Source organism: Halomonas sp. 72, from assembly GCF_052379785.1.
Taxonomy (GTDB): Bacteria; Pseudomonadota; Gammaproteobacteria; order Pseudomonadales; family Halomonadaceae; genus Vreelandella; species Vreelandella citrativorans.
This window is the reverse complement of sequence record NZ_JBQSYY010000010.1, coordinates 26,097-43,956: the sequence shown is the minus strand read 5'-3', so window position 1 is coordinate 43,956 and position 17,860 is coordinate 26,097. Positions and strand designations below refer to the sequence as shown.

The window sequence follows — 17,860 nt, the reverse complement described above, 5'->3', positions numbered from 1 at the left end:
AACATCTTAAGAAAGAAGAGGTGCGTTTGGCCGCCGCTGCCATGCCAGCAGCACCATAGGCAGTAACGAGACAGGAATCAGCAGCGCATTGAGCAACGCCCAGCCCAGGGTGTTAACCAACGGCCCCGCCAGCAGCGCCGTTAACGCAGCCGTACCGAACACCAGAAACTCATTGGCCGCTTGAGTGCGCGCCTTGTCTGCCGGTTGATAGCTTTGCGTCAATAACCCGGTAGCGGGCAGGAAGGTGAAATTCCAACCAAGCCCCAGCAGGATCAACGCAACATTAAAGCCCGCTAGCCCGGCATCAAACTGTGCAGCAATTGCGCTTGCCACCAGCAGCAAGCAGCCAGCGCTAATCATGCGTGGGGCACCAAAACGGGCCGTCAAATGGCCGGTAAAAAATGAGGGCAAGAACATGGCAACCACATGCCACTGAATAGTGGTGGAGACATGGTTAAAGTTGTGCCCGGCCCCTTCCATCGCCAGCGGTGTGGCGGTCATGGCCAGATTCATCACGCCGTAGCCAATGGCCGCCGCACTAACGGCCAGTAGAAAACCGGGCTGGCGCAGGATAGCGGGCAAGGGCTTTTTCTCCCCCTCTACTGCCTGCACAAAAGCGACCGGCAACCGCGTACAAAGCAATATGCCAAGTGCCAACACGTAGAGCACGCCCAGCCCGACAAAGCTGCCCAAAAACGGCGTCTCGCTCAGCTCACGGCTAAAGCGGGCAAGCCAAGGGCCTGCAAATGCCGCTACCACTCCACCGCCCATCACTAAACCAAGCGCTTTATCGCGCAGTGCCGTGGGAGATGCTTCAAGGGCTGCAAAGCGGTAGAGCTGCCCAAAGCCAATGCCGATACCAATTAGCCAGGTCGCCAGCAGGAACAGACCAAAGCTTTGCTGACGTAGCGCCAAAATGGCCACGGCCGTACCTATCAAGCCAATAAGATTACCCAGCACAAACCCGCGTTTACGCCCCAGCCGCCCCATGATTAAAGAGGCGGGAATGGTGGCGCACATTAGCCCCAGCCACTGGCTGGCCACCGGTACAGTGGCCCAGTTAGCCGTCGGTGCCAGCGAGGCGCCAATGAGAGGCGATACGGCAATCAGCAGGATATTGCCACTGACCAACAGCGCTTGGCACAGCGATAACAGCGTAACGGTTAATGGCATGGCAATGGCTCCAAAGGCGTAGGCACAAGAGTAGGCGTGAGGGTAGACGTAAGGGCAGACTTAGCCGCCGCGCCGAAGCGCTGACGATACACAGAAGGGGAAACACCGTAGTAACGTTGAAACTGGCGGCGCAGCTGCTCGGCGCCGCCCAAGCGCCAGCGCTCAGCTAACCGCTCAAGCGATACCGTTTGATGCCCATCCAGCAGCGCCAAACGCGCCTGCTCCAAGCGTAGCTGGGTCAAGTAAGTAACCGGCGTCGTGGTTAAGTGGCGCTTGAATAGGCGGGTAAGGTGACGTGGTGATACGGCCATTAAGGCCGCCATACTTTCCAGCGAATGTGCCCCGCCAGGGTCGGCATGCAGATGATCCAGCAAGCGACGCAACGGGCCAGCATCTTGCTGGCAGCGTAGAAGTTCGCTGAACTGCGACTGCCCGCCGGGGCGATGCAGAAACATCACCAGCTCTCGGGCTACCTGACCCGCAAGGGCAGCGCCGTGGTCGGCTTCTACCAGCGAAAGCGCCAGATCGATACCGGCCGTTATCCCGGCACTGGTGTAGCGATCACCGCTTTGGATATACAGCGCATCAGGCTCAACATTAAGCGCGGGGTACTCTTCGGCAAGCTGGTCGGCGTGGCGCCAATGGGTAGTGACGCGCTTGCCATCTAAAAGCCCAGCGGCAGCAAGCAAGAAAGCCCCTGAGCAGATAGAGCCTAACCGGCGAACGTGAGGCGCCAGCTTACGTAAAAGTGCCAACACGTGTCGGTCCTGACGTAACGCCATCACACCGCTGCCGCCTGCAATGAGTAACGTATCCAAAGGCAGCAATTGCGGCAGTTCAGCATAAGTGTGGCTGGCATGCACCGCCAGGCCACCGTTGGTCATCACCTGCCCTGGCGCATCGGCGGCCAGGGTTAAGCGATACAAGGGTTCTGGGCTTAGCGCGTTGGCGCTGGCAAACACCTGCCAGGGGCCACTGACATCCAGCAATTGGCAATCGGGGTAAGCTAATAAGGCAATATGGCGCGTCACGTTTTCTCTCCCGCTATTGATAGGAAGAGTTTCCACCGAGCGCGACATGTCAGCAAGGACCATTACCCCACCGATACGGACATTACCTACCCCGGCTGGCTGATCGGCGCTTCCATACGGCGAACGCTGGCCACAAAGTCGCTGAATCGTTCACCCTGAATCAGCACATGGTCACACAGCGCTTGCTGAGCCAATGCGGCATCGCCTTGAGTAATGGCATCCACAATGGCCTGGTGTTCGCTTAGCGAATTATGCATGCGCTGGCGAACCTGTAACTGTAAACGCCGGTAAGGTTTTAAGCGCTGCTTAAGCTGGCGAGCTTCGCTGGCCAAAAAAGTATTGTGGCTCGCCGCATAGATGCAGTCATGGAAGACTTCGTTTTCGTAGTAGTACTCGTCCGTATCACCCGCGTGCGCTGCCGCTTCGCAGCGCTGATGGGCCGCCTGAAGCTCTGCCAGCTCCGCGTCACTAATGCGTCGGGCCGCCAGGCGCCCGCACATGCCCTCAAGCTCGGCCATGACTTCAAACATCTCGATCAACTGGTCGATGCCGACCTTGGCCACAAAGGTGCCTTTTTTCGGTGATACGGTGACCAAACCGCTAGCCACCAGCTGCTGGAAGGCTTCACGCACGGGCGTGCGAGAAACATTAAACGTTCGCCCTAGCTCGTCCGGGTCGAGCCGCTCACCCGGCACACGCCGCCCATTAATAATGTCATCTTCCAACGAGTCCCTAAGCCGTTGAGCGTTGGAACGTTTGCTCTCAGCCATCTGTTTCCCCACCCCTTTTATTTATAAGAGCGACCGACCGCCTTACTGTCTTCAGGGCCGGAACGTGACGCTTAACATCTTCCACCACTAGCGAAATATATATCATACGTCTTGATATACATTCGAGTAGCTTTCCAACACTCCTACATTAAAACAAGCTCACGGAGATAACGTAAGCAGTAGCACCTCAGCCTGCTGCTGAAGCGTAACTGGGCGGTTGACTATCCTTATCCATATTATCGACTCCTTTTATCGTACGCTTAACGAAGAACTCCTCTCCTGCCTGTGGGTCTTAAATAGGCTCGCTCAAGAAGCGCTGCTGATAGTGAAACATCCAGGCGCGCAGCGTGTTAGCGTAGCCTTTTACTCAAATGCGATAGTGCGTTATTAGAAGATGATGAATTGTCAGTGCTAACATAACCTTCATTTTGCATAAGGAGCTTGCTGCTTTGATTACTCACAATGAAACGGGTGCTTTCTCGGCAGCCGAACTCTATCGCGTTATTAACGATGCCTCCGCACAGGAAGAAGCCGTTGAACTGGAGTGGCCAGCGGCCAATGTTAGTTTAGATGAAGCCAACCAAACGTTGATTTGGGAGCTTCACGATTACGGCAATTTAACCTTAACGCTTTCGCGCAGCGACAATGAGTGGATTGCCATGACCGCCATTGCCCCGCTGGACAGCGTATCGAATCCGGCTGAGCTTAACGACGTGTTACTGCGCCAGGGCCTTGCGCTTCCGCTTGCCTCTATCGGTATCGTATCCATTGATAATCGAGATTTTTACGTGGCTTACGGGCAGCTGTTTGGCGATTCAAAGCTGGTGTCTATTTGTGCTGAATTACATGCCACGGCCAGCGCAGCCATGGAAGTCGCCGACTTAATTCACGATCACTTTTCTTAATACGCGTTTAGGAGCAACTTTATGTTAAGCAAAATCATGACGGCGTTACGTGGTAAAGCGAATGAGACCGGCCAGTCCGTCGTTGACTCTCAAGCGCTGCGCATTTTGGACCAGGAAATCCGAGATTCTGAAAATCACCTGAAACAGTCCAAAACCGAACTTGCGCGCTTAATGGGTCAACGCCAGCTGAACAGTAACAAGGCAGATACTCTGGAAAGCAAAATTGCCGAGCTTGAGCAGAGCGCTGAAGCCGCGCTGGACAAAGGCGAAGAAGCGTTAGCGGTCGAAGTTGCCGAGCGCATGGTCAGCATGCAAGATGAGCTGGACGCCGAGCGCAGCATCGTCAGCGAGTACGACGCCAGCATTGAAAGCCTGCGCGGAGCCATTCGCAATACGGAAAATCAGCTGCGCCAGCTAAAACAGCAGGTGAGCGTGGTAAAAGCGACAGAGTCTGCACAGAAGGCTCAGTCTGCCGTAGCGGCGCGCCACTCCGGGCAAAATAGCGCTATGGGTAGTGCGATGGAGTCTCTTGACCGGATCCGTGAGCGCCAGCAGCTTAACTCAGCCCAGATGCAGGCGGCCGACCAAATGGCTGCCGAAGAGAGCGGTTCATCACTGGATGCACGCCTGAAAGCGGCGGGTATTGGCGCCAATGAGCGCAAAGCCGAAGACGTGCTGGCACGTCTGAAAGCCAAGAAAAATACTCCACAAGCGTAAACGTGGCACAGCGCCCGCCCACCGGCGGGCCTGCACGTCACTGAGCCATATTGATTCTGCACCAACGATTCGCGCTATCGGCTTGCCCTTTGGAGGCTTCTCGAATGTTCAAGACACTTAAGGCCCTGTTCGGCACTTCCAATGAGGCGGCGAACCCTGCGGCAGAAAACGCATCCACCTTCACTGCTGGCCTGCCGACCGGGATGTCACAAGAAGATTTTGCAGGGCTGCGTCTGGATGGGCGCGTCAACATTCAGTTGGCTGAGTTAAGCGCCTATTCCGATGCACTCTTTGGGTGGGACAGCACGCCCTATCATCATGTTGCGGCCGTAGGGCATATCGACCTTGGCCAGGGCGCCCACTTGGTACGCTTTTATCTGGATAACGATACGTGGCTGCAAGCCAACGTCGAAAACCAGCGCGTGATTGAGTACAAGCTGTTTGATTTTTATCGTGTGACGCATTTGTCGGATATCGAGTTCGATGCGCTGATCAACGCAAGCGATAAAAAGGCAGGCCAGCTGGGCGCACAAACGATTGCTGTCGAGGCGACCGATGCTTCCGAGCGCACCTGCCAGTTTCAGCGTGTGTGGGGCGATGAAGCGAGCCTTTGGTCGCCGCCCGTCGTGCTTGAAGAGCAGGTAATGACCACCGAAAGCGTCATGACGCGCAGCGTTACCCACCATGCCATGCTGTACGAGCGCCCTATTGAAGACTCCGAGCGCATGGAGTACGTATTGCTGAATGCGGAAGATGACGGTGAGGGTGGGTTTATGCTGGTACAAAATCTCGGTGTTGATGTTACATCGGTCGATATTGATGCTATTTAAGCGCGGCAAGCCCCAACACACGCCATCACCACAACGTTGACTCTCAACCAAGGAAGATTCTATACATGCAGTATTTACAAGGCTTACCCCACTTTTTGGGCTATCTGATCGGCGCACTCGTGCTTCTCGTTGCGTTTATGTACTGTTATAGCCGTATCACGCCCCACCACGAGTGGACGTTAATTCGCGAAGGTAATGCAGCGGCGGCCACGGCCTATGCGGGCTCTATCGTCGGTTTTACACTGCCGCTCTACAGCGCTATGGCCAACTCCATCAGTTTCATCGATTTCATCTTATGGGGCATCATCGCGTTTGGTGTTCAACTGGCGGCTTTCTTTGGCCTGAAGATGGTGCTGAAGAATCAGGGAGAAAGCCTGTCACTGCATATCACTGAAGGTCATATGGCTTACGGTATTCTGGCGGGTAGTGTCTCCATTGCAGTTGGCCTGATTAATGCCGCCTCGATGACGTGGTAAGGAGTTTAACGATGGCACATAACGATCAGACCCCACACCTGCCGCGACGCAAACGCAGCGCCCGCCTCTCGCTTGCGATGATGGGCGCCAGCGCATTCGGGCTAACGGCGTGTGGCCAGCCAGAGCAAACGACCGATGTAAGCTTTGACAGCCCACGCAGCTACCAGAGTGTTGATGAGTGCGTGGCCGCCGATGTATATACCCGCAGCGCCTGTGAAGATGCCTACGAGGCGTCCATTAAAGAAGTCCCCCGCTTCAATACGCTTGAAGAGTGTGAGGCTGAACACGGTGAAGGAGCCTGCACGGCCCCCACCGAACAGCAGTCGCAGGCGGCCACCGGCAGCAGTGGCGGTGGCTGGTTTATGCCGGCCATGATGGGTTACATGGTGGGTAACATGATGTCGCGCACCAGCCACGGTGCGACTAACCGGGGAGTGTACCAAGAACCGGTTTACCGCAATCGTCAGAACCAGGGCAACTGGAATACCGCCACTAACCAGGCCAGCCAGCGTGTCAATCAGCGCCACCAGGCCCTGCGTACCACGGCGACTCAGAACCGCCAGGCCACACAGCGTCGCGGCTTCGGTTCTCGCTCATCCGCTCGCGGCGGCTGGGGCTCGTGATGTACCTCGGGAATCTCCATGCTTAGAGTTGATGTTGCAGAACGCGCCAACTGGAAAACCCTGGCCCACGAGCTGGGGTTTCATTTTCATACCATCGGCGGCGAACCCTACTGGAAAGAGAGCGCCTACTACCAGTTCTCGCTGGATCAAATAGAGCGGGATATTGAGGCGCCTACCGAAGAGCTGCATGAAATGTGCATGGAGCTTGTTGACCGTGTCTGTCACTCCAATGCGCTGATGCAACGCCTGGCGCTGCCGGAGTTCATGTGGGACACCATTCACGACTCCTGGGTGTCTGGTCAGCCACACCTTTATGGGCGAATGGACTTTGCCTATTCAGGCCAGGGCCACGCCAAGCTGCTTGAGCTTAACTACGATACGCCCACCTCGCTTTATGAAGCGGGCTTTTTCCAGTGGGTATGGCTTGAGCAGGCAATTCAACAGGGCATCATCCCGCGCCACGCTGACCAATATAATTCCATTCAGGAGCGGCTGATTAATGCGATGGCGCATATTGGCGACCGGCTGAGTAGCGCCGAGATGTACTTTTCATGTATCAAGGATAACGACGAAGAGCGTGCAACCGTACACTACCTGCAGGATGTAGCCGTTCAGGCCGGTTTAAAAGCGCCCTTCATTTATACCGAAGATATTGGCTACCAGCGCGACGGCGACTACTTTATTGACCTGGATAATCAGCCCATTCAGGCACTGTTTAAGCTCTACCCTTGGGAAGAGTTGGCCGACGATGCGTTTGGCGAAAAGATTCCCCAGTTGCACACCCACTGGTTTGAACCACCGTGGAAGGCGATTCTGTCTAACAAGGGCATTCTGCCCCTGCTGTGGGAGCACTTTAAGGGCCACCCTAATTTGCTACCTGCCTATTTTGAAGAGCGCTCGCCTTCACCGCTGCCGCCCGGCTGGGTACGCAAGCCGTTCTTTTCACGCGAAGGCAGCAATATTGAACTGTTAACGCCAGAGGGTCAGCGTGAGGCAGTGGATGGCCCCTATACCGACAGCCCTTGGATTCGCCAGGCCTACCACCCCATGCCGCGCTTTGGCGAACATCACGCGTTAATCGGCAGTTGGGTGGTGGGTGATCGTGCTTGCGGGATCGGCGTGCGGGAAGACGTAGGGCGAATTACCAAGGATTCATCCTGCTTTGTGCCCCACGCCATTGTTTAACGGTCAGGAGAACACGCCTGCTTACTCCGCCAACCATAAGCAGCTAATGGTATCGCCTGGCGTTACCTGATGATGGGGAGGAATAACCGCCAAGGCATCGGCCTCAATACACGACGACAATACGCCGGAGTTCTGGTCAGCAAAGGCCTGGGCCGTTATACCGGAAGGTGAAAAATTAAGCGTTACGCGCATATAGTGCTGGCGCGGTCCGGTCGAGGTCTCAAAATTCGCCGTTGCGGTTAACGTTGGCAATGCCTTCTGTGCCGGGCAAGCCAACAACGCCCCCATGAGCGGGCGCAAAAATAGCCAGGCCCCCACAAATCCCGAAACCGGGTTGCCCGGCAAACCCACAAACCTTGCCTCACTACCGTCAGCGCGAGGCAAGCGGCCTAGCGCCAAGGGCTTGCCTGGGCGTATGGCCAAGCGCCATAAATCCAGCTCGCCCAAGGCATCAAGCGCGGCCTTAACGTGGTCTTCTTCCCCAACACTGACACCGCCAGTGCTTACCACGACATCGGCGTCAGCGGCGGCTTGGGTTAATAGCGCCACCGTTTGAGCGTAGTCATCCGGCACACTAACGACCTGCACCACGTCAGCGCCAAAGCGCTCAAGCAGGCGCTTTAACATGGGCCGGTTGGAGTTATAAATCTGCCCCGGCGCCAGCGGTGTCCCGGGGTCGACGATCTCATCGCCGGTCGAGAGCAGGGCAACTTTAGGGCGGCGACGTACGCTCACCTGGGTGATGCCCTGCCCCGCTAAATGCCCCAACGCGGCCGCTTCCAGACGCAGTCCTTTGTTGAGCAAACAGTCTCCCAAACGCACATCCCGCCCTTGGCGGCGCACATTATCGTCAGGCGGAATATTGTCCGGTATCAAGGCTTTGCCTACCTCAACGCTAACGCGCTCCTGCATGACGACGCAGTCCGCGCCTGCTGGCAACTCGCCACCGGTAAAGATACGTGCACAGCTACCGGGTGCCAGCGGCGCTACCTGTGTTCCCGCCGCAATGCGCTGGCTGATGGGCAGCCACCGACCCGCATCACTTGCGCGCAACGCATAGCCATCCATCGCACTGTTATCAAAGGGCGGGACGTTAAGCGCTGCCATCACGTCGTCAGCCAGCACCCGCCCACCAGCGGCGTCCAAGGCGGCTTCTTCCGCACTGACGGAACTCACACCAGCCAGCAGCGCTTCAAGCGCGGCACTTACTGGTTGCAAATCAGCTACTTGCAAATCAGTCGGCTGCAAATCAGTCGGCTGCAAATCAGCCATGCTGGCCTCGCTCGGGAATCACCAGGTTGGCAAAATTGCACGGTTTGTGGCGGCTATCAAGCTGCTCTTTCAAAATGCCTTCCCAGCCCGTACGGCATGCACCGGTTGAGCCGGGCAGACAGAAGATGACCGTGGCATTCGCTAGGCCACCCAGGCAGCGGCTTTGAATGGTGGAGCTGCCAATTTCCTCACCGCTTAACTGGCGAAACCGCTCTCCAAATCCTTCGATATGCTTATCCAGCAGTACCGAAATGGCTTCCGGTGTGGAATCACGGCCGGTAAAGCCGGTGCCGCCGGTGGTAATAACCACCTGCACTCCGGCGTCAGCAATCCATTGGGCCACGATAGCGCGAATCTGGTAGATATCGTCAGCCACGATACGCTTATCGGCGAGCCGATGGCCGGCGGCGGTCAAACTCTCGACCAACTGCTGACCAGAGCGGTCATTCTCTTCGGTGCGCGTATCTGAAATCGTCAGTATGGCTATGTTGAGGGCAACCATCGGCTCCATAACGCTACTCCTGACCGCTTTTCTTGGCTTGACGAGCGTCCAACGCCGCCAACTGTTCAGGCGTTGCAGTGCCCTGATAGTGCGTTTTCCACTCGCTGTAGGGCATTTTGTAGACGTACTCGCGCGCGGCTTCGTAATCAAGCCGCTCGCCTCGCTCTTCGGCTGCGCTCACCAGCCATTTGGAAAGGCAGTTACGGCAAAAGTCCGCCAGGATCATCAGGTCGATATTCTGTACGTCCTTGTTATCGTCCAGGTGGCTCAGCAAACGCCGAAAGGCAGCAGCCTCAAGCTCAGTGCGAGTAGCCTGATCAAACTCGTTAAAATCTGACATTAGCGTTTCCCCCATAAAAAGTGACTGTCGTGCAGCATACCAAAAGACACCGCTTATCGGCGCTGTTCCACCCGATAACGTAGCCAAGCGAACCCACTGTTTGATATGGGTCATAGTGCTTACCATCAAGCATCTAACGCATAGACAAGCGCATAGACAAGCAAGGCCCTTGGCCGCCATCATAGCGACAAGGGATCTACACTTGGAAATGGCAAGGCTGATCGGCCAGAGGAGACATGCCGATGATCACGACCCACGCATTAACCGGCATGGTGCTCGCAGGTGGCGAAGGCCGCCGCATGGGCGGGCGCGATAAGGGGCTGGAGCCCTTTGCTGGGCGACCTCTGTTTGCCCACACAGCGGCCAGGCTTGAAGGGCAGGTTGCTGAATTGCTGATTAGCGCTAACCGTAACCTTGACGCCTACCGCCTGTTTGGGCGTGTGATCAGTGATGCGGAATCAGGCTTCCAAGGCCCTTTAATGGGCATTTATAGTGGGCTGCGCGCAGCAAACACGCCGTGGCTATTGATAGTTCCTTGCGATACGCCGCTTCTCCCGGACAACCTGGTCGCACGAATGCTGGCAGGCATACAAAGTGCCGATATCGCCGTGGCGTTTGATGGTCAGCATCTGCATCCTACGGTGGCCCTGATACGCACCGCACTGGCGGATGATCTTCAGGCGGCCCTGAAAAGCGGCGAGCGTAAAATTCAGCGCTGGTACTCACGTCATAATATGCGCCGTGTGGATATGTCCGACTGCCCCGGCGCCTTCGCCAATCTCAATACCGCCGAAGAGAAAAGCCGCTTGGAAGCGCAATGCCTATCCGCCAGGAACGTACCATGACGCTCTCCTGCTTTGAGCTTGGCGACCAGATGCTAAGCGTGGAAGAAGCCCGTCAAGCGCTGACAACGCTTATCGAAAGACCGCTTGCCCATGAAGTCATTGACCTGCATCGTGCCCATGGCCGCCGCTTGGCGCACGATATTATGGCGCCGATCAACGTACCGCCCGGTACCAACGCCGCGATGGATGGTATTGCCCTTGCCTGGCCAGACACACAGCCATCCCAATGGCTGCTTATCGGTCACTCTTTGGCAGGGCATGGTTTTCAGGGCGCCGTGCCGCCTGGCGCTTGCGTGCGGATTACCACGGGTGCCCCGCTACCAGAGGGCACCGATACGGTTATTATGCAGGAGCAGTTAACAACGCACGGCGAGCACCTACACATCGCAAACCCTGAGCGCGTTAAGCGTGGCCAGAACGTACGCCTGGCCGGGGAAGATATTCTCAAGGGCAACCTGGCGCTTCCAAAAGGAACGCGTTTGGATGCCGCTAGTATGGGGCTACTGGCATCGCTCGGCGTGGCACAGGTTTGCGTGGTCCGGCCACCGACGGTGGCGCTGTTTTCCACCGGCGATGAAGTGACAGCGCCTGGCGAGCCGCTGGAGAATGCCCGCATTTATGATGCCAACCGGTTTACCTTGATGGGTTTATTAACCGAACAGGGCGCTGAGGTGATTGATCTGGGGATTCTTCCCGATGATCAGCAGGTGATACGCAAGGCGTTATCCCACGCCGCCCAAGTGAGCGACCTGGTGCTCACCAGTGGCGGTGTATCGGCGGGGCAAGCCGACTTTACACGGCCTGCCCTTGAACAACTGGGCCAACTAACGTTCTGGCGCGTTGCGTTACGCCCAGGGCGGCCACTGGCCTGCGGCTGGCTGGGAGAGTCGCGTACTCCCTTTGTGGGCTTGCCCGGCAACCCTGTCGCTGTCATGGTAACCTTTTCACAGTTTGTCGTGCCGTTGCTCCATCACTTGCAGGCATTCGCCATGACTCCGCCACCCAGGCTTTACGCTGTCGCAGATGAAGTGCTTAACAGCCGCTACCAGCGTACTGATTTTTTGCGTGGCATTTACCATAGCGATACGCAAGGTGTGCTCCACGTACGCACGACCGGTGCTCAAGGGTCCGGCATGTTAAGTTCGATGGTCGCGGCTAACTGTCTGATCGAACTACCCGAGGACCAGGACGGTGCACAAGCTGGCGAGATAGTCTGCATTCAACCACTGGTGAGATGGCCATGACTAAGCAACTAATTGATGACTTTGGTCGCCGAGTTAGCTACGTCCGCATCTCGGTGACCGACCGCTGTGACTTTCGCTGTGTGTACTGCATGAGCGAGGAAATGACGTTTCTTCCGCGTGCCCAAGTGCTCACCCTTGAAGAGATCAGCATGGTCGCCCAGGCCTTTACCGAACTGGGTGTTGAAAAAATTCGCCTGACCGGTGGTGAGCCCCTGGTGCGCCGGGACATAGAACAGCTGGTCGATGACATTGGCCAGTTGCCCGGGCTGAGCGACTTCACCATGACCACCAATGGCGCCAGCCTGCGTAAACATGCCCAAAGGCTTTACGCAGGTGGCCTGCGCCGTCTCAATATCAGCCTGGATTCACTGGACCCGGAGCGCTTTAAAAAGCTCACCCGCACCGGCGATTTAACACGCGTTATTGACGGCATCCATGCGGCAAAAGAGGCCGGATTTACCCGCATCAAGTTAAATGCGGTTATTTTAAAAGGTCGTAATGATGATGAGGTACTGGACCTTGTCGACTTTGCACGTGACGAAGGGCTGGATATCAGCTTTATTGAAGAGATGCCGCTGGGCGATGTGTCCGACCACTCACGCGCAGAAACCTTCTACTCAAGCGATGATGTACAGGCCCTGATTGAAAAGCGCTATACGCTAACCCCGACCACCGAAACCACACCAGGCCCGTCGCGCTACTTTAAGATGGCCGACAGTGACAGCCGAGTTGGCTTTATATCGCCGCACAGCCACAACTTTTGCGACACCTGTAATCGCGTGCGGGTCACGGTAGAAGGCCGTTTATTGCTCTGTTTGGGTAACGAACACTCGGTCGACTTGCGCGCCGTGCTGCGCCGCTATCCCGGTGATATGCCGCGCCTTAAAGAGGCGATTGTGAATGCGCTACCACTCAAACCCGAGCGGCACCATTTTACCACCGACGGCGATATTCAGGTTGTTCGCTTTATGAATATGACAGGGGGTTAGCTCGTGGCAGCGTTGGCAAAAGTGCCGGTTCATATCATCACCGGCTTTTTGGGAAGTGGTAAAACCACCCTCATTCACCGTCTGATTGAACAAAAGCCTGCGCATGAAACGTGGGCCATTTTAGTGAATGAGTTCGGTCAAATTGGTATCGATCAGGCGATGTTTGAGCAACGTGACGATATCGTTATTAAAGGCTTGCCTGGCGGCTGTTTGTGCTGCCAGCTCGCCTTTGTTATGCAGGCAGCGCTTGTTAACCTGCTGGCACGCAGTAAGCCAGACCGCGTGATTATTGAACCCTCTGGACTTGGCCACCCCGCCGGTTTGCTGGACCTGCTGCGCGGCGGGGCCTTTCACGATGTCGTTGATGTGCGCGATATTATTGCCACGCTGGACCCACGCCGCCTGGATGACCCGCGTGCGCTCAATCATGAAACGTTTCAGGACCAGTTGGCGATCGCCGATGCGGTAGCCATCACCTTATGGGACCAGGCCACCGATCAACAGCAGCAGGCAGCGCTGCAGTTTGCCAATGCCTTATGGCCGCCGCGTAAATGGGTCGAGCCGGTTACCAATGGCGAACTGCCACTTGAACGATTAACGCACAGTGGCCAAAGTCCTGCCCACGACTTGGCCGTTCCGGAAGCACACCGCACATTAACCGCGCCCCCTGGTTTGGAGGGCGGATTTTTTGACTTTCCGCCAGCCAAAGGCGCACCACAGCAGGAAACCGGTGTGGCGCTGGGCTACGTGAGCTTGGGATTGCGCTGGCACCCTGACGAGCACTTTGACCTGGACAGCCTGGCGCAATGTTTAGGTGAATTACCCCGTGATGCCCGTATTAAAGGCGTGTTTCATACGACCAGCGGCTGGCAGCAGCTTAACCGCGCTGACGGTGCGCTAAACGTAGACAGTAGCGCCTGGCGGCAGGACTCGCGGCTGGAAATCATTATCCCTGAAGCGCTGGCGAGTACGGTGCCAGATACCACGGCACTTGCGTCAATGCTCTCCCCCGCGCCATTTCATCAAAACGGCTGATATCAAGAAACATCAAGCTCCGCTTCCAACGCGTCGATGGTGACCGGACGCCCAAACAGATAACCTTGATAGGCGTGGCAGCCATGGGCGAATAACCACGCCTGCTGCGCCTGGGTTTCGACTCCTTCGGCGATCACCTCCAGGTTCAGGCTTTTTGCCAGCGCAATGGTACTCTCGACAATCGCCGCATTCGCGCTACTGGTCAGCACCTGGCGCACAAAACTCTGGTCTATTTTCAGTTGGTCCAAGGGTAGCTGGGCCAGGTAGGCAAGGGATGAATAACCGGTCCCAAAATCATCCAGTGAGAGACGAACGCCCAGCGCTTTTAGGAACAACATTTTATCGCGGGCGCTGTCGCGGGAATCCACAAACAGCGACTCTGTCACTTCAAGCTTTAAGCGGTCAAGCGGTGCCTGGGTACGTTCAAAGATAGCCGTGATACGCGGTATAAACTCAGCATCGTGAAACTGCAGAGGGCTGATATTTACCGACATCGTCAAGTGGCAGAACCGGTCATGCTGTGCCCAGCTCGCCAACTGGTAGCAAGCCTTCTCCAGCACCCATGCACCTACTTCAATAATCAGCCCGGTACTCTCTAACAGCGGTATAAAGTCCCCTGGTGATACAAAACCCCGCTCGGGATGCTGCCAGCGCAAAAGCGCCTCGACCCCGGTCGTCTTTCCATTTACTTCCACCTGGGGCTGGTAATAAAGCTGCCACTGGTCAAGCGCCTGTGCCTGCCGCAAGTCACGTTCCAGATGCGTTGAGGCTAACAGCGTTGCCTGCATATCGGGGTCAAAAAAGCACAGCGTGTCACGGCCTCTCGCCTTGGCTTGAAATAGCGCCATATCCGCCTGCTGAAGATACTCATTTTGCTCGTTGGTCGAATAGTCCAGGAGGGTGATACCGATGCTGGCCGTCACGCTGACCGAGTGCTCAATGAGTGAACTGGTGCGGCGTATGGCAACCATCAACTTATGGGCGATGAGCTCAGCCAACTGAGCCGCTTTAGCCGCATCGGTATCCAGCGACTGAATGAGTATCGCGAACTCATCACCGCCAAAACGTGCCAAGGTATCGCTTTCCCGCAGTTGTTGATGAAGCAGACGCGCAACACCCTGCAGCAAACGGTCACCGATAGAGTGCCCAAACACATCGTTAACCTGTTTGAAATGATCGATATCGATCAGCAGAAGCGCACCATAAGAGCGATGTCGGCGCGCCTCTTTAAGCGCTGCGCCCAAGCGGTCCATAAAGAGGCGGCGATTCGCCAGCCCCGTCACCGAATCATAAAACGCCAGTTGGTGGATCTCCTGTTCAGCGGCTTTGCGCTCGCTAATATCGACAACGGTGGCCACGTAATGGGTTAGCTGCTGGTCAGCATTGCGAATTGAGCTAATAACGACCCACTCGGGAAAGATATCGCCGTTCTTGCGCTGGTTCCAAACTTCGCCTTCCCAACGGCCATGCTGTTTGACGCTGCGCCATAAACGGCGATAGAAACCAGGGTCGTGACGGTTCGAATTAAACATCTTTGCGTCACGGCCAATCACTTCGGCTTCGCTATAGCCGGTAATCTGAGTAAACATGGGATTGGCTTTCAGTATTTTCCCTTCGGCATCCGCGATGATGATGCCCAGGTGTGCCTGAAAAGCGGCGGCCGCGATATTAAGCTCCGCTTCACTCTGTTTGGCTTCGGTAATATCGCGCGCGACCAGCAACGTGCCGGAAAAGCGGCCATCAGGATGCACCAAGGGGCTTACTACGGCCTGAAAAAAGTGTTCTCCCCTGGGCACCCTCAACTGATACTCAAGCGTAACCGCTTGGCGATGTTGCCTTACCTGCTCAAAGACAGTATCAAAACGTTTGGATAAACCAGCGGGCATTACCTCGTTATAATGTTTCCCTAACAGACTATCGTTGCCTTTCAGCAACATTCCTTCATCCAGGGCATGCGTATAGGTTATTTGATTGTTTTGGTCGAAAACGATGATCAAGTCCTGGATAGAGTTAATAAGCGTTCTGAGCTGAGCTTCTCCTGTCTGGGCCTGGGTACGCGCCTGATCAAGCTCTTTAAGGCGATGTTGTAATAACTGAGCTAACCTTATCCGCTTAAGGTAATGACGAACTCCCCATGCACCCAACAACGTAATAGCGATAAAGATACCGATGGTAATCCCGGCGCGCTGACGCCACCCCGCTAACACCTCGTCCAAATCCATACCAACGACCACCCATATCGGATAGTTCTCGACGCGCTGTACCCAAAAAATTCGCTCACGTTGATCCAGAGAAGACCACATCACGTCCGACCACGGGGTCTGGCCGTTGTCCAGGACGCGTTGTATGGTCGCGCCCTCCACTTGCCCCCCGGTTTGCGTGCGCTCGTCACCAGGATTGCGGGCGATTAATGTAAGCGTGGCGTCTACCAGGGCGATGCTTTCACCCTGGCGAATCTGCATTTGGTTAACCATGTCGGCAAATGCTTGTGATGCCACACGTGCTGATGCCATGCCCGCAAAGGCACCTGTTGAATCTGTCAGACGTAACGCGTGTATCAGAGAGTAGGTTTGTTCCTCGCTGGACCAGTAAAGCGGCGTAACGATGTCTTCCATGGGATAGTCAGGGTCGCTCAAGGCTTTATAAAAATCCTGGTGACTAAAATCCGCTCCCTGATAGTGGTTATCTCCACTACTGGCAATCATGATTCCCTGGCTATCCAACAGACCCACCCGTTGGACCGGGGGGGCATAGCGATGACGATCGCTTAACATTCGGAACATTTGCGTGGCGCTGACCACATCAGGCATGTTCTGAAGGTCAGCGACACTGACCAGCACGTGGTACGTTTGAGAGAAGATGCTTTCTACCCACTCACCAATCAGGCTGGCACGCGCATCGCTCTGCGCCTCAGCAGAGGCTATCTCCTGCTCACGCTGCTCCTTTAAAAACCAGCCGAATAGACTGAATAGCAGCAGTAAAGCAGCAACGTATAACGCGTAGACATTGCGACGTTGGCGGCGAAAGGCGTCATCGGCATGCTTTTCACTCTCTTTGTTCTGGTCCTTTCTCATCAACATATTTACAACAGGCATAGCGCATCGACCTTGGCCAGAGAACAGAAGAGAACGCATAAATTGATGTGATGATGTACCACGTAAACGTCGTCAGCATTACCCTTTATCCTGCCAACCGTTAGATAGAATAACGGCAAACAATTTAATCATTCCATCCATTTAGCGTGCCTTAGTAGCGCGATTTATCATATTACAAACATAAAATGCTCTTCATTGGCGCATGGAGGCAGCAGACAAAAACATTACGCTTAATTCTCACTGCTATTCTCACGATTACCTGGCTTTATTATCGCTGTGCGCCAAGGGAAAACGGCATTTCCAGGCTTTGCACGAAAAATGCTTCAATCAGCGGCAGGTTAATGTTGGCAGCGGTGGTGTAATGGATATGCGTAGCATCAGCCAATCTGCAATAATGTGCCATCGGTTACTTAACCTTTCGCTGTTTAGATCAAGGAGAGAATGACATGCGCCTGCTACTCGCCCTGCTACTGCCGTGGCTTCAGTTCTTTACCATCGGCCGTCCGTTTGCCGGGCTTATCTGCCTAGTACTCCAGCTTACTATCATTGGCTGGGTGCCCGCGGCGATCTGGTCTGTCTATGCGCTGAGCCAATACCAAACCGATAAAAAGATTCGTAACGCTTCCGGCAGATAGTCCTCCTGCCCAGCACCTTAACTATCCCGCCCAGCAAGGCGGGATAGTGCTTTATGACGCCCATATACGCGCTCCCCTTCTGACAACGCCAATCCTCAATAGTCCCACCAAAACGAAAAAGTGAAACGTCCTGTTCCATAACACGGTAACGACAGCGCATCATTTTTTTGCCAATATGAGAAATAGTCTCATA

At 55.5% G+C, this 17,860-nt stretch carries 19 protein-coding genes; 11 read left to right on the top strand and 8 right to left on the bottom strand.

Translation table 11 applies throughout. The features are described from left to right. Window positions 1-6: 6 nt before the first annotated feature. The 3 genes from ACT3T6_RS10805 to ACT3T6_RS10795 all read right to left on the bottom strand — a co-directional run bounded on the left by ACT3T6_RS10805 (window position 7) and on the right by ACT3T6_RS10795 (window position 2,974). On the bottom strand, window positions 7-1,173 hold the full coding sequence (locus tag ACT3T6_RS10805; RefSeq protein ID WP_193054242.1) for an MFS transporter: 1,167 nt from the start codon (window positions 1,171-1,173) through the stop codon (window positions 7-9). Next, on the bottom strand, window positions 1,164-2,204 hold the full coding sequence (locus ACT3T6_RS10800; protein ID WP_193054241.1) for a GlxA family transcriptional regulator: 1,041 nt from the start codon (window positions 2,202-2,204) through the stop codon (window positions 1,164-1,166). The genes ACT3T6_RS10805 and ACT3T6_RS10800 overlap by 10 nt, the downstream gene beginning before the upstream one ends. Before the next feature lie 86 nt (window positions 2,205-2,290). Next, complete coding sequence (locus ACT3T6_RS10795) at window positions 2,291-2,974, bottom strand: GntR family transcriptional regulator (RefSeq protein ID WP_193054240.1); 684 nt, start codon at window positions 2,972-2,974, stop codon at window positions 2,291-2,293. A gap of 449 nt (window positions 2,975-3,423) precedes the next feature. On the opposite strand from ACT3T6_RS10795, the gene ACT3T6_RS10790 reads away from it, so the two are divergent. From ACT3T6_RS10790 to ACT3T6_RS10765, 6 genes are all read left to right on the top strand, one after another. After that, a complete protein-coding gene (locus ACT3T6_RS10790) occupies window positions 3,424-3,879 on the top strand; it encodes a DUF2170 family protein (RefSeq protein ID WP_172117917.1) in 456 nt (151 codons plus the stop codon). 21 nt (window positions 3,880-3,900) lie between these two features. After that, window positions 3,901-4,596, top strand: a complete 696-nt coding sequence (locus tag ACT3T6_RS10785) for a PspA/IM30 family protein (protein WP_193054239.1) — start codon at window positions 3,901-3,903, stop codon at window positions 4,594-4,596. A 104-nt stretch (window positions 4,597-4,700) separates the two neighbouring features. Then, window positions 4,701-5,426, top strand: coding sequence for a DUF2491 family protein (locus ACT3T6_RS10780; protein WP_193054238.1), 726 nt, complete (start codon window positions 4,701-4,703; stop codon window positions 5,424-5,426). Between the two features lie 65 nt (window positions 5,427-5,491). Beyond that, complete coding sequence (locus ACT3T6_RS10775; protein WP_172117914.1) at window positions 5,492-5,902, top strand: DUF350 domain-containing protein; 411 nt, start codon at window positions 5,492-5,494, stop codon at window positions 5,900-5,902. Window positions 5,903-5,913: 11 nt separating this feature from the next. Further along, window positions 5,914-6,525: a DUF1190 domain-containing protein gene (locus ACT3T6_RS10770; protein ID WP_172117913.1), complete on the top strand. Its 612-nt coding sequence runs from the start codon at window positions 5,914-5,916 to the stop codon at window positions 6,523-6,525. Window positions 6,526-6,543: 18 nt separating this feature from the next. Next, a complete protein-coding gene (locus ACT3T6_RS10765) occupies window positions 6,544-7,710 on the top strand; it encodes a glutathionylspermidine synthase family protein (protein ID WP_193054237.1) in 1,167 nt (388 codons plus the stop codon). Between the two features lie 21 nt (window positions 7,711-7,731). On the opposite strand, the gene ACT3T6_RS10760 is transcribed toward ACT3T6_RS10765, so the two are convergent. From ACT3T6_RS10760 to ACT3T6_RS10750, 3 genes are read right to left on the bottom strand one after another with little or no spacing between them, the layout of a single operon-like run. After that, window positions 7,732-8,982 (bottom strand): molybdopterin molybdotransferase MoeA, encoded by a 1,251-nt coding sequence (locus tag ACT3T6_RS10760; RefSeq protein WP_193054236.1) that lies wholly within the window; start codon window positions 8,980-8,982, stop codon window positions 7,732-7,734. After that, window positions 8,975-9,493, bottom strand: a complete 519-nt coding sequence (moaB, locus tag ACT3T6_RS10755) for a molybdenum cofactor biosynthesis protein B (protein ID WP_172117910.1) — start codon at window positions 9,491-9,493, stop codon at window positions 8,975-8,977. The genes ACT3T6_RS10760 and moaB overlap by 8 nt, the downstream gene beginning before the upstream one ends. A gap of 4 nt (window positions 9,494-9,497) precedes the next feature. Next, complete coding sequence (locus ACT3T6_RS10750; RefSeq protein WP_172117909.1) at window positions 9,498-9,824, bottom strand: DUF1244 domain-containing protein; 327 nt, start codon at window positions 9,822-9,824, stop codon at window positions 9,498-9,500. Between the two features lie 242 nt (window positions 9,825-10,066). On the opposite strand from ACT3T6_RS10750, the gene mobA reads away from it, so the two are divergent. Genes mobA through ACT3T6_RS10730 form a run of 4 tightly spaced genes read left to right on the top strand, consistent with a single transcriptional unit; the run spans window position 10,067 to window position 13,937 of the window. Then, complete coding sequence (gene mobA, locus ACT3T6_RS10745; protein ID WP_193054235.1) at window positions 10,067-10,669, top strand: molybdenum cofactor guanylyltransferase MobA; 603 nt, start codon at window positions 10,067-10,069, stop codon at window positions 10,667-10,669. Continuing rightward, window positions 10,666-11,913, top strand: coding sequence for a molybdopterin molybdotransferase MoeA (moeA, locus tag ACT3T6_RS10740; protein WP_193054305.1), 1,248 nt, complete (start codon window positions 10,666-10,668; stop codon window positions 11,911-11,913). Before mobA ends, moeA begins: the two co-directional genes overlap by 4 nt. Continuing rightward, window positions 11,910-12,902: a GTP 3',8-cyclase MoaA gene (gene moaA, locus ACT3T6_RS10735; RefSeq protein WP_172117907.1), complete on the top strand. Its 993-nt coding sequence runs from the start codon at window positions 11,910-11,912 to the stop codon at window positions 12,900-12,902. Before moeA ends, moaA begins: the two co-directional genes overlap by 4 nt. A gap of 3 nt (window positions 12,903-12,905) precedes the next feature. After that, window positions 12,906-13,937, top strand: coding sequence for a CobW family GTP-binding protein (locus ACT3T6_RS10730; RefSeq protein ID WP_193054234.1), 1,032 nt, complete (start codon window positions 12,906-12,908; stop codon window positions 13,935-13,937). 2 nt (window positions 13,938-13,939) lie between these two features. Here ACT3T6_RS10730 and ACT3T6_RS10725 read toward each other — a convergent pair whose 3' ends face one another. Continuing rightward, complete coding sequence (locus tag ACT3T6_RS10725; RefSeq protein WP_193054233.1) at window positions 13,940-17,032, bottom strand: bifunctional diguanylate cyclase/phosphodiesterase; 3,093 nt, start codon at window positions 17,030-17,032, stop codon at window positions 13,940-13,942. 268 nt (window positions 17,033-17,300) lie between these two features. Then, window positions 17,301-17,435, bottom strand: a complete 135-nt coding sequence (locus tag ACT3T6_RS10720; RefSeq protein ID WP_264298660.1) for a hypothetical protein — start codon at window positions 17,433-17,435, stop codon at window positions 17,301-17,303. 43 nt (window positions 17,436-17,478) lie between these two features. Here ACT3T6_RS10720 and ACT3T6_RS10715 point away from each other — a divergent pair, with 43 nt between their 5' ends. After that, window positions 17,479-17,667 (top strand): YqaE/Pmp3 family membrane protein, encoded by a 189-nt coding sequence (locus tag ACT3T6_RS10715; protein WP_172117904.1) that lies wholly within the window; start codon window positions 17,479-17,481, stop codon window positions 17,665-17,667. The last annotated feature ends 193 nt before the right edge of the window (window positions 17,668-17,860 follow it).

Bases quoted from the DNA above. Each gene is read 5' to 3' on its own strand.
- ACT3T6_RS10770 (WP_172117913.1), top strand. From the start codon at position 5,914: ATGGCACATAACGATCAGACCCCACACCTGCCGCGACGCAAACGCAGC.
- ACT3T6_RS10785 (WP_193054239.1), top strand. From the start codon at position 3,901: ATGTTAAGCAAAATCATGACGGCGTTACGTGGTAAAGCGAATGAGACC.
- ACT3T6_RS10760 (WP_193054236.1), bottom strand. From the start codon at position 8,982: ATGGCTGATTTGCAGCCGACTGATTTGCAGCCGACTGATTTGCAAGTA.
- ACT3T6_RS10805 (WP_193054242.1), bottom strand. From the start codon at position 1,173: ATGCCATTAACCGTTACGCTGTTATCGCTGTGCCAAGCGCTGTTGGTC.
- ACT3T6_RS10720 (WP_264298660.1), bottom strand. From the start codon at position 17,435: ATGGCACATTATTGCAGATTGGCTGATGCTACGCATATCCATTACACC.
- moaA (WP_172117907.1), top strand. From the start codon at position 11,910: ATGACTAAGCAACTAATTGATGACTTTGGTCGCCGAGTTAGCTACGTC.
- mobA (WP_193054235.1), top strand. From the start codon at position 10,067: ATGATCACGACCCACGCATTAACCGGCATGGTGCTCGCAGGTGGCGAA.
- moeA (WP_193054305.1), top strand. From the start codon at position 10,666: ATGACGCTCTCCTGCTTTGAGCTTGGCGACCAGATGCTAAGCGTGGAA.
- ACT3T6_RS10725 (WP_193054233.1), bottom strand. From the start codon at position 17,032: ATGCCTGTTGTAAATATGTTGATGAGAAAGGACCAGAACAAAGAGAGT.
- ACT3T6_RS10750 (WP_172117909.1), bottom strand. From the start codon at position 9,824: ATGTCAGATTTTAACGAGTTTGATCAGGCTACTCGCACTGAGCTTGAG.
- ACT3T6_RS10780 (WP_193054238.1), top strand. From the start codon at position 4,701: ATGTTCAAGACACTTAAGGCCCTGTTCGGCACTTCCAATGAGGCGGCG.
- ACT3T6_RS10795 (WP_193054240.1), bottom strand. From the start codon at position 2,974: ATGGCTGAGAGCAAACGTTCCAACGCTCAACGGCTTAGGGACTCGTTG.
- ACT3T6_RS10775 (WP_172117914.1), top strand. From the start codon at position 5,492: ATGCAGTATTTACAAGGCTTACCCCACTTTTTGGGCTATCTGATCGGC.
- ACT3T6_RS10765 (WP_193054237.1), top strand. From the start codon at position 6,544: ATGCTTAGAGTTGATGTTGCAGAACGCGCCAACTGGAAAACCCTGGCC.
- ACT3T6_RS10715 (WP_172117904.1), top strand. From the start codon at position 17,479: ATGCGCCTGCTACTCGCCCTGCTACTGCCGTGGCTTCAGTTCTTTACC.
- moaB (WP_172117910.1), bottom strand. From the start codon at position 9,493: ATGGAGCCGATGGTTGCCCTCAACATAGCCATACTGACGATTTCAGAT.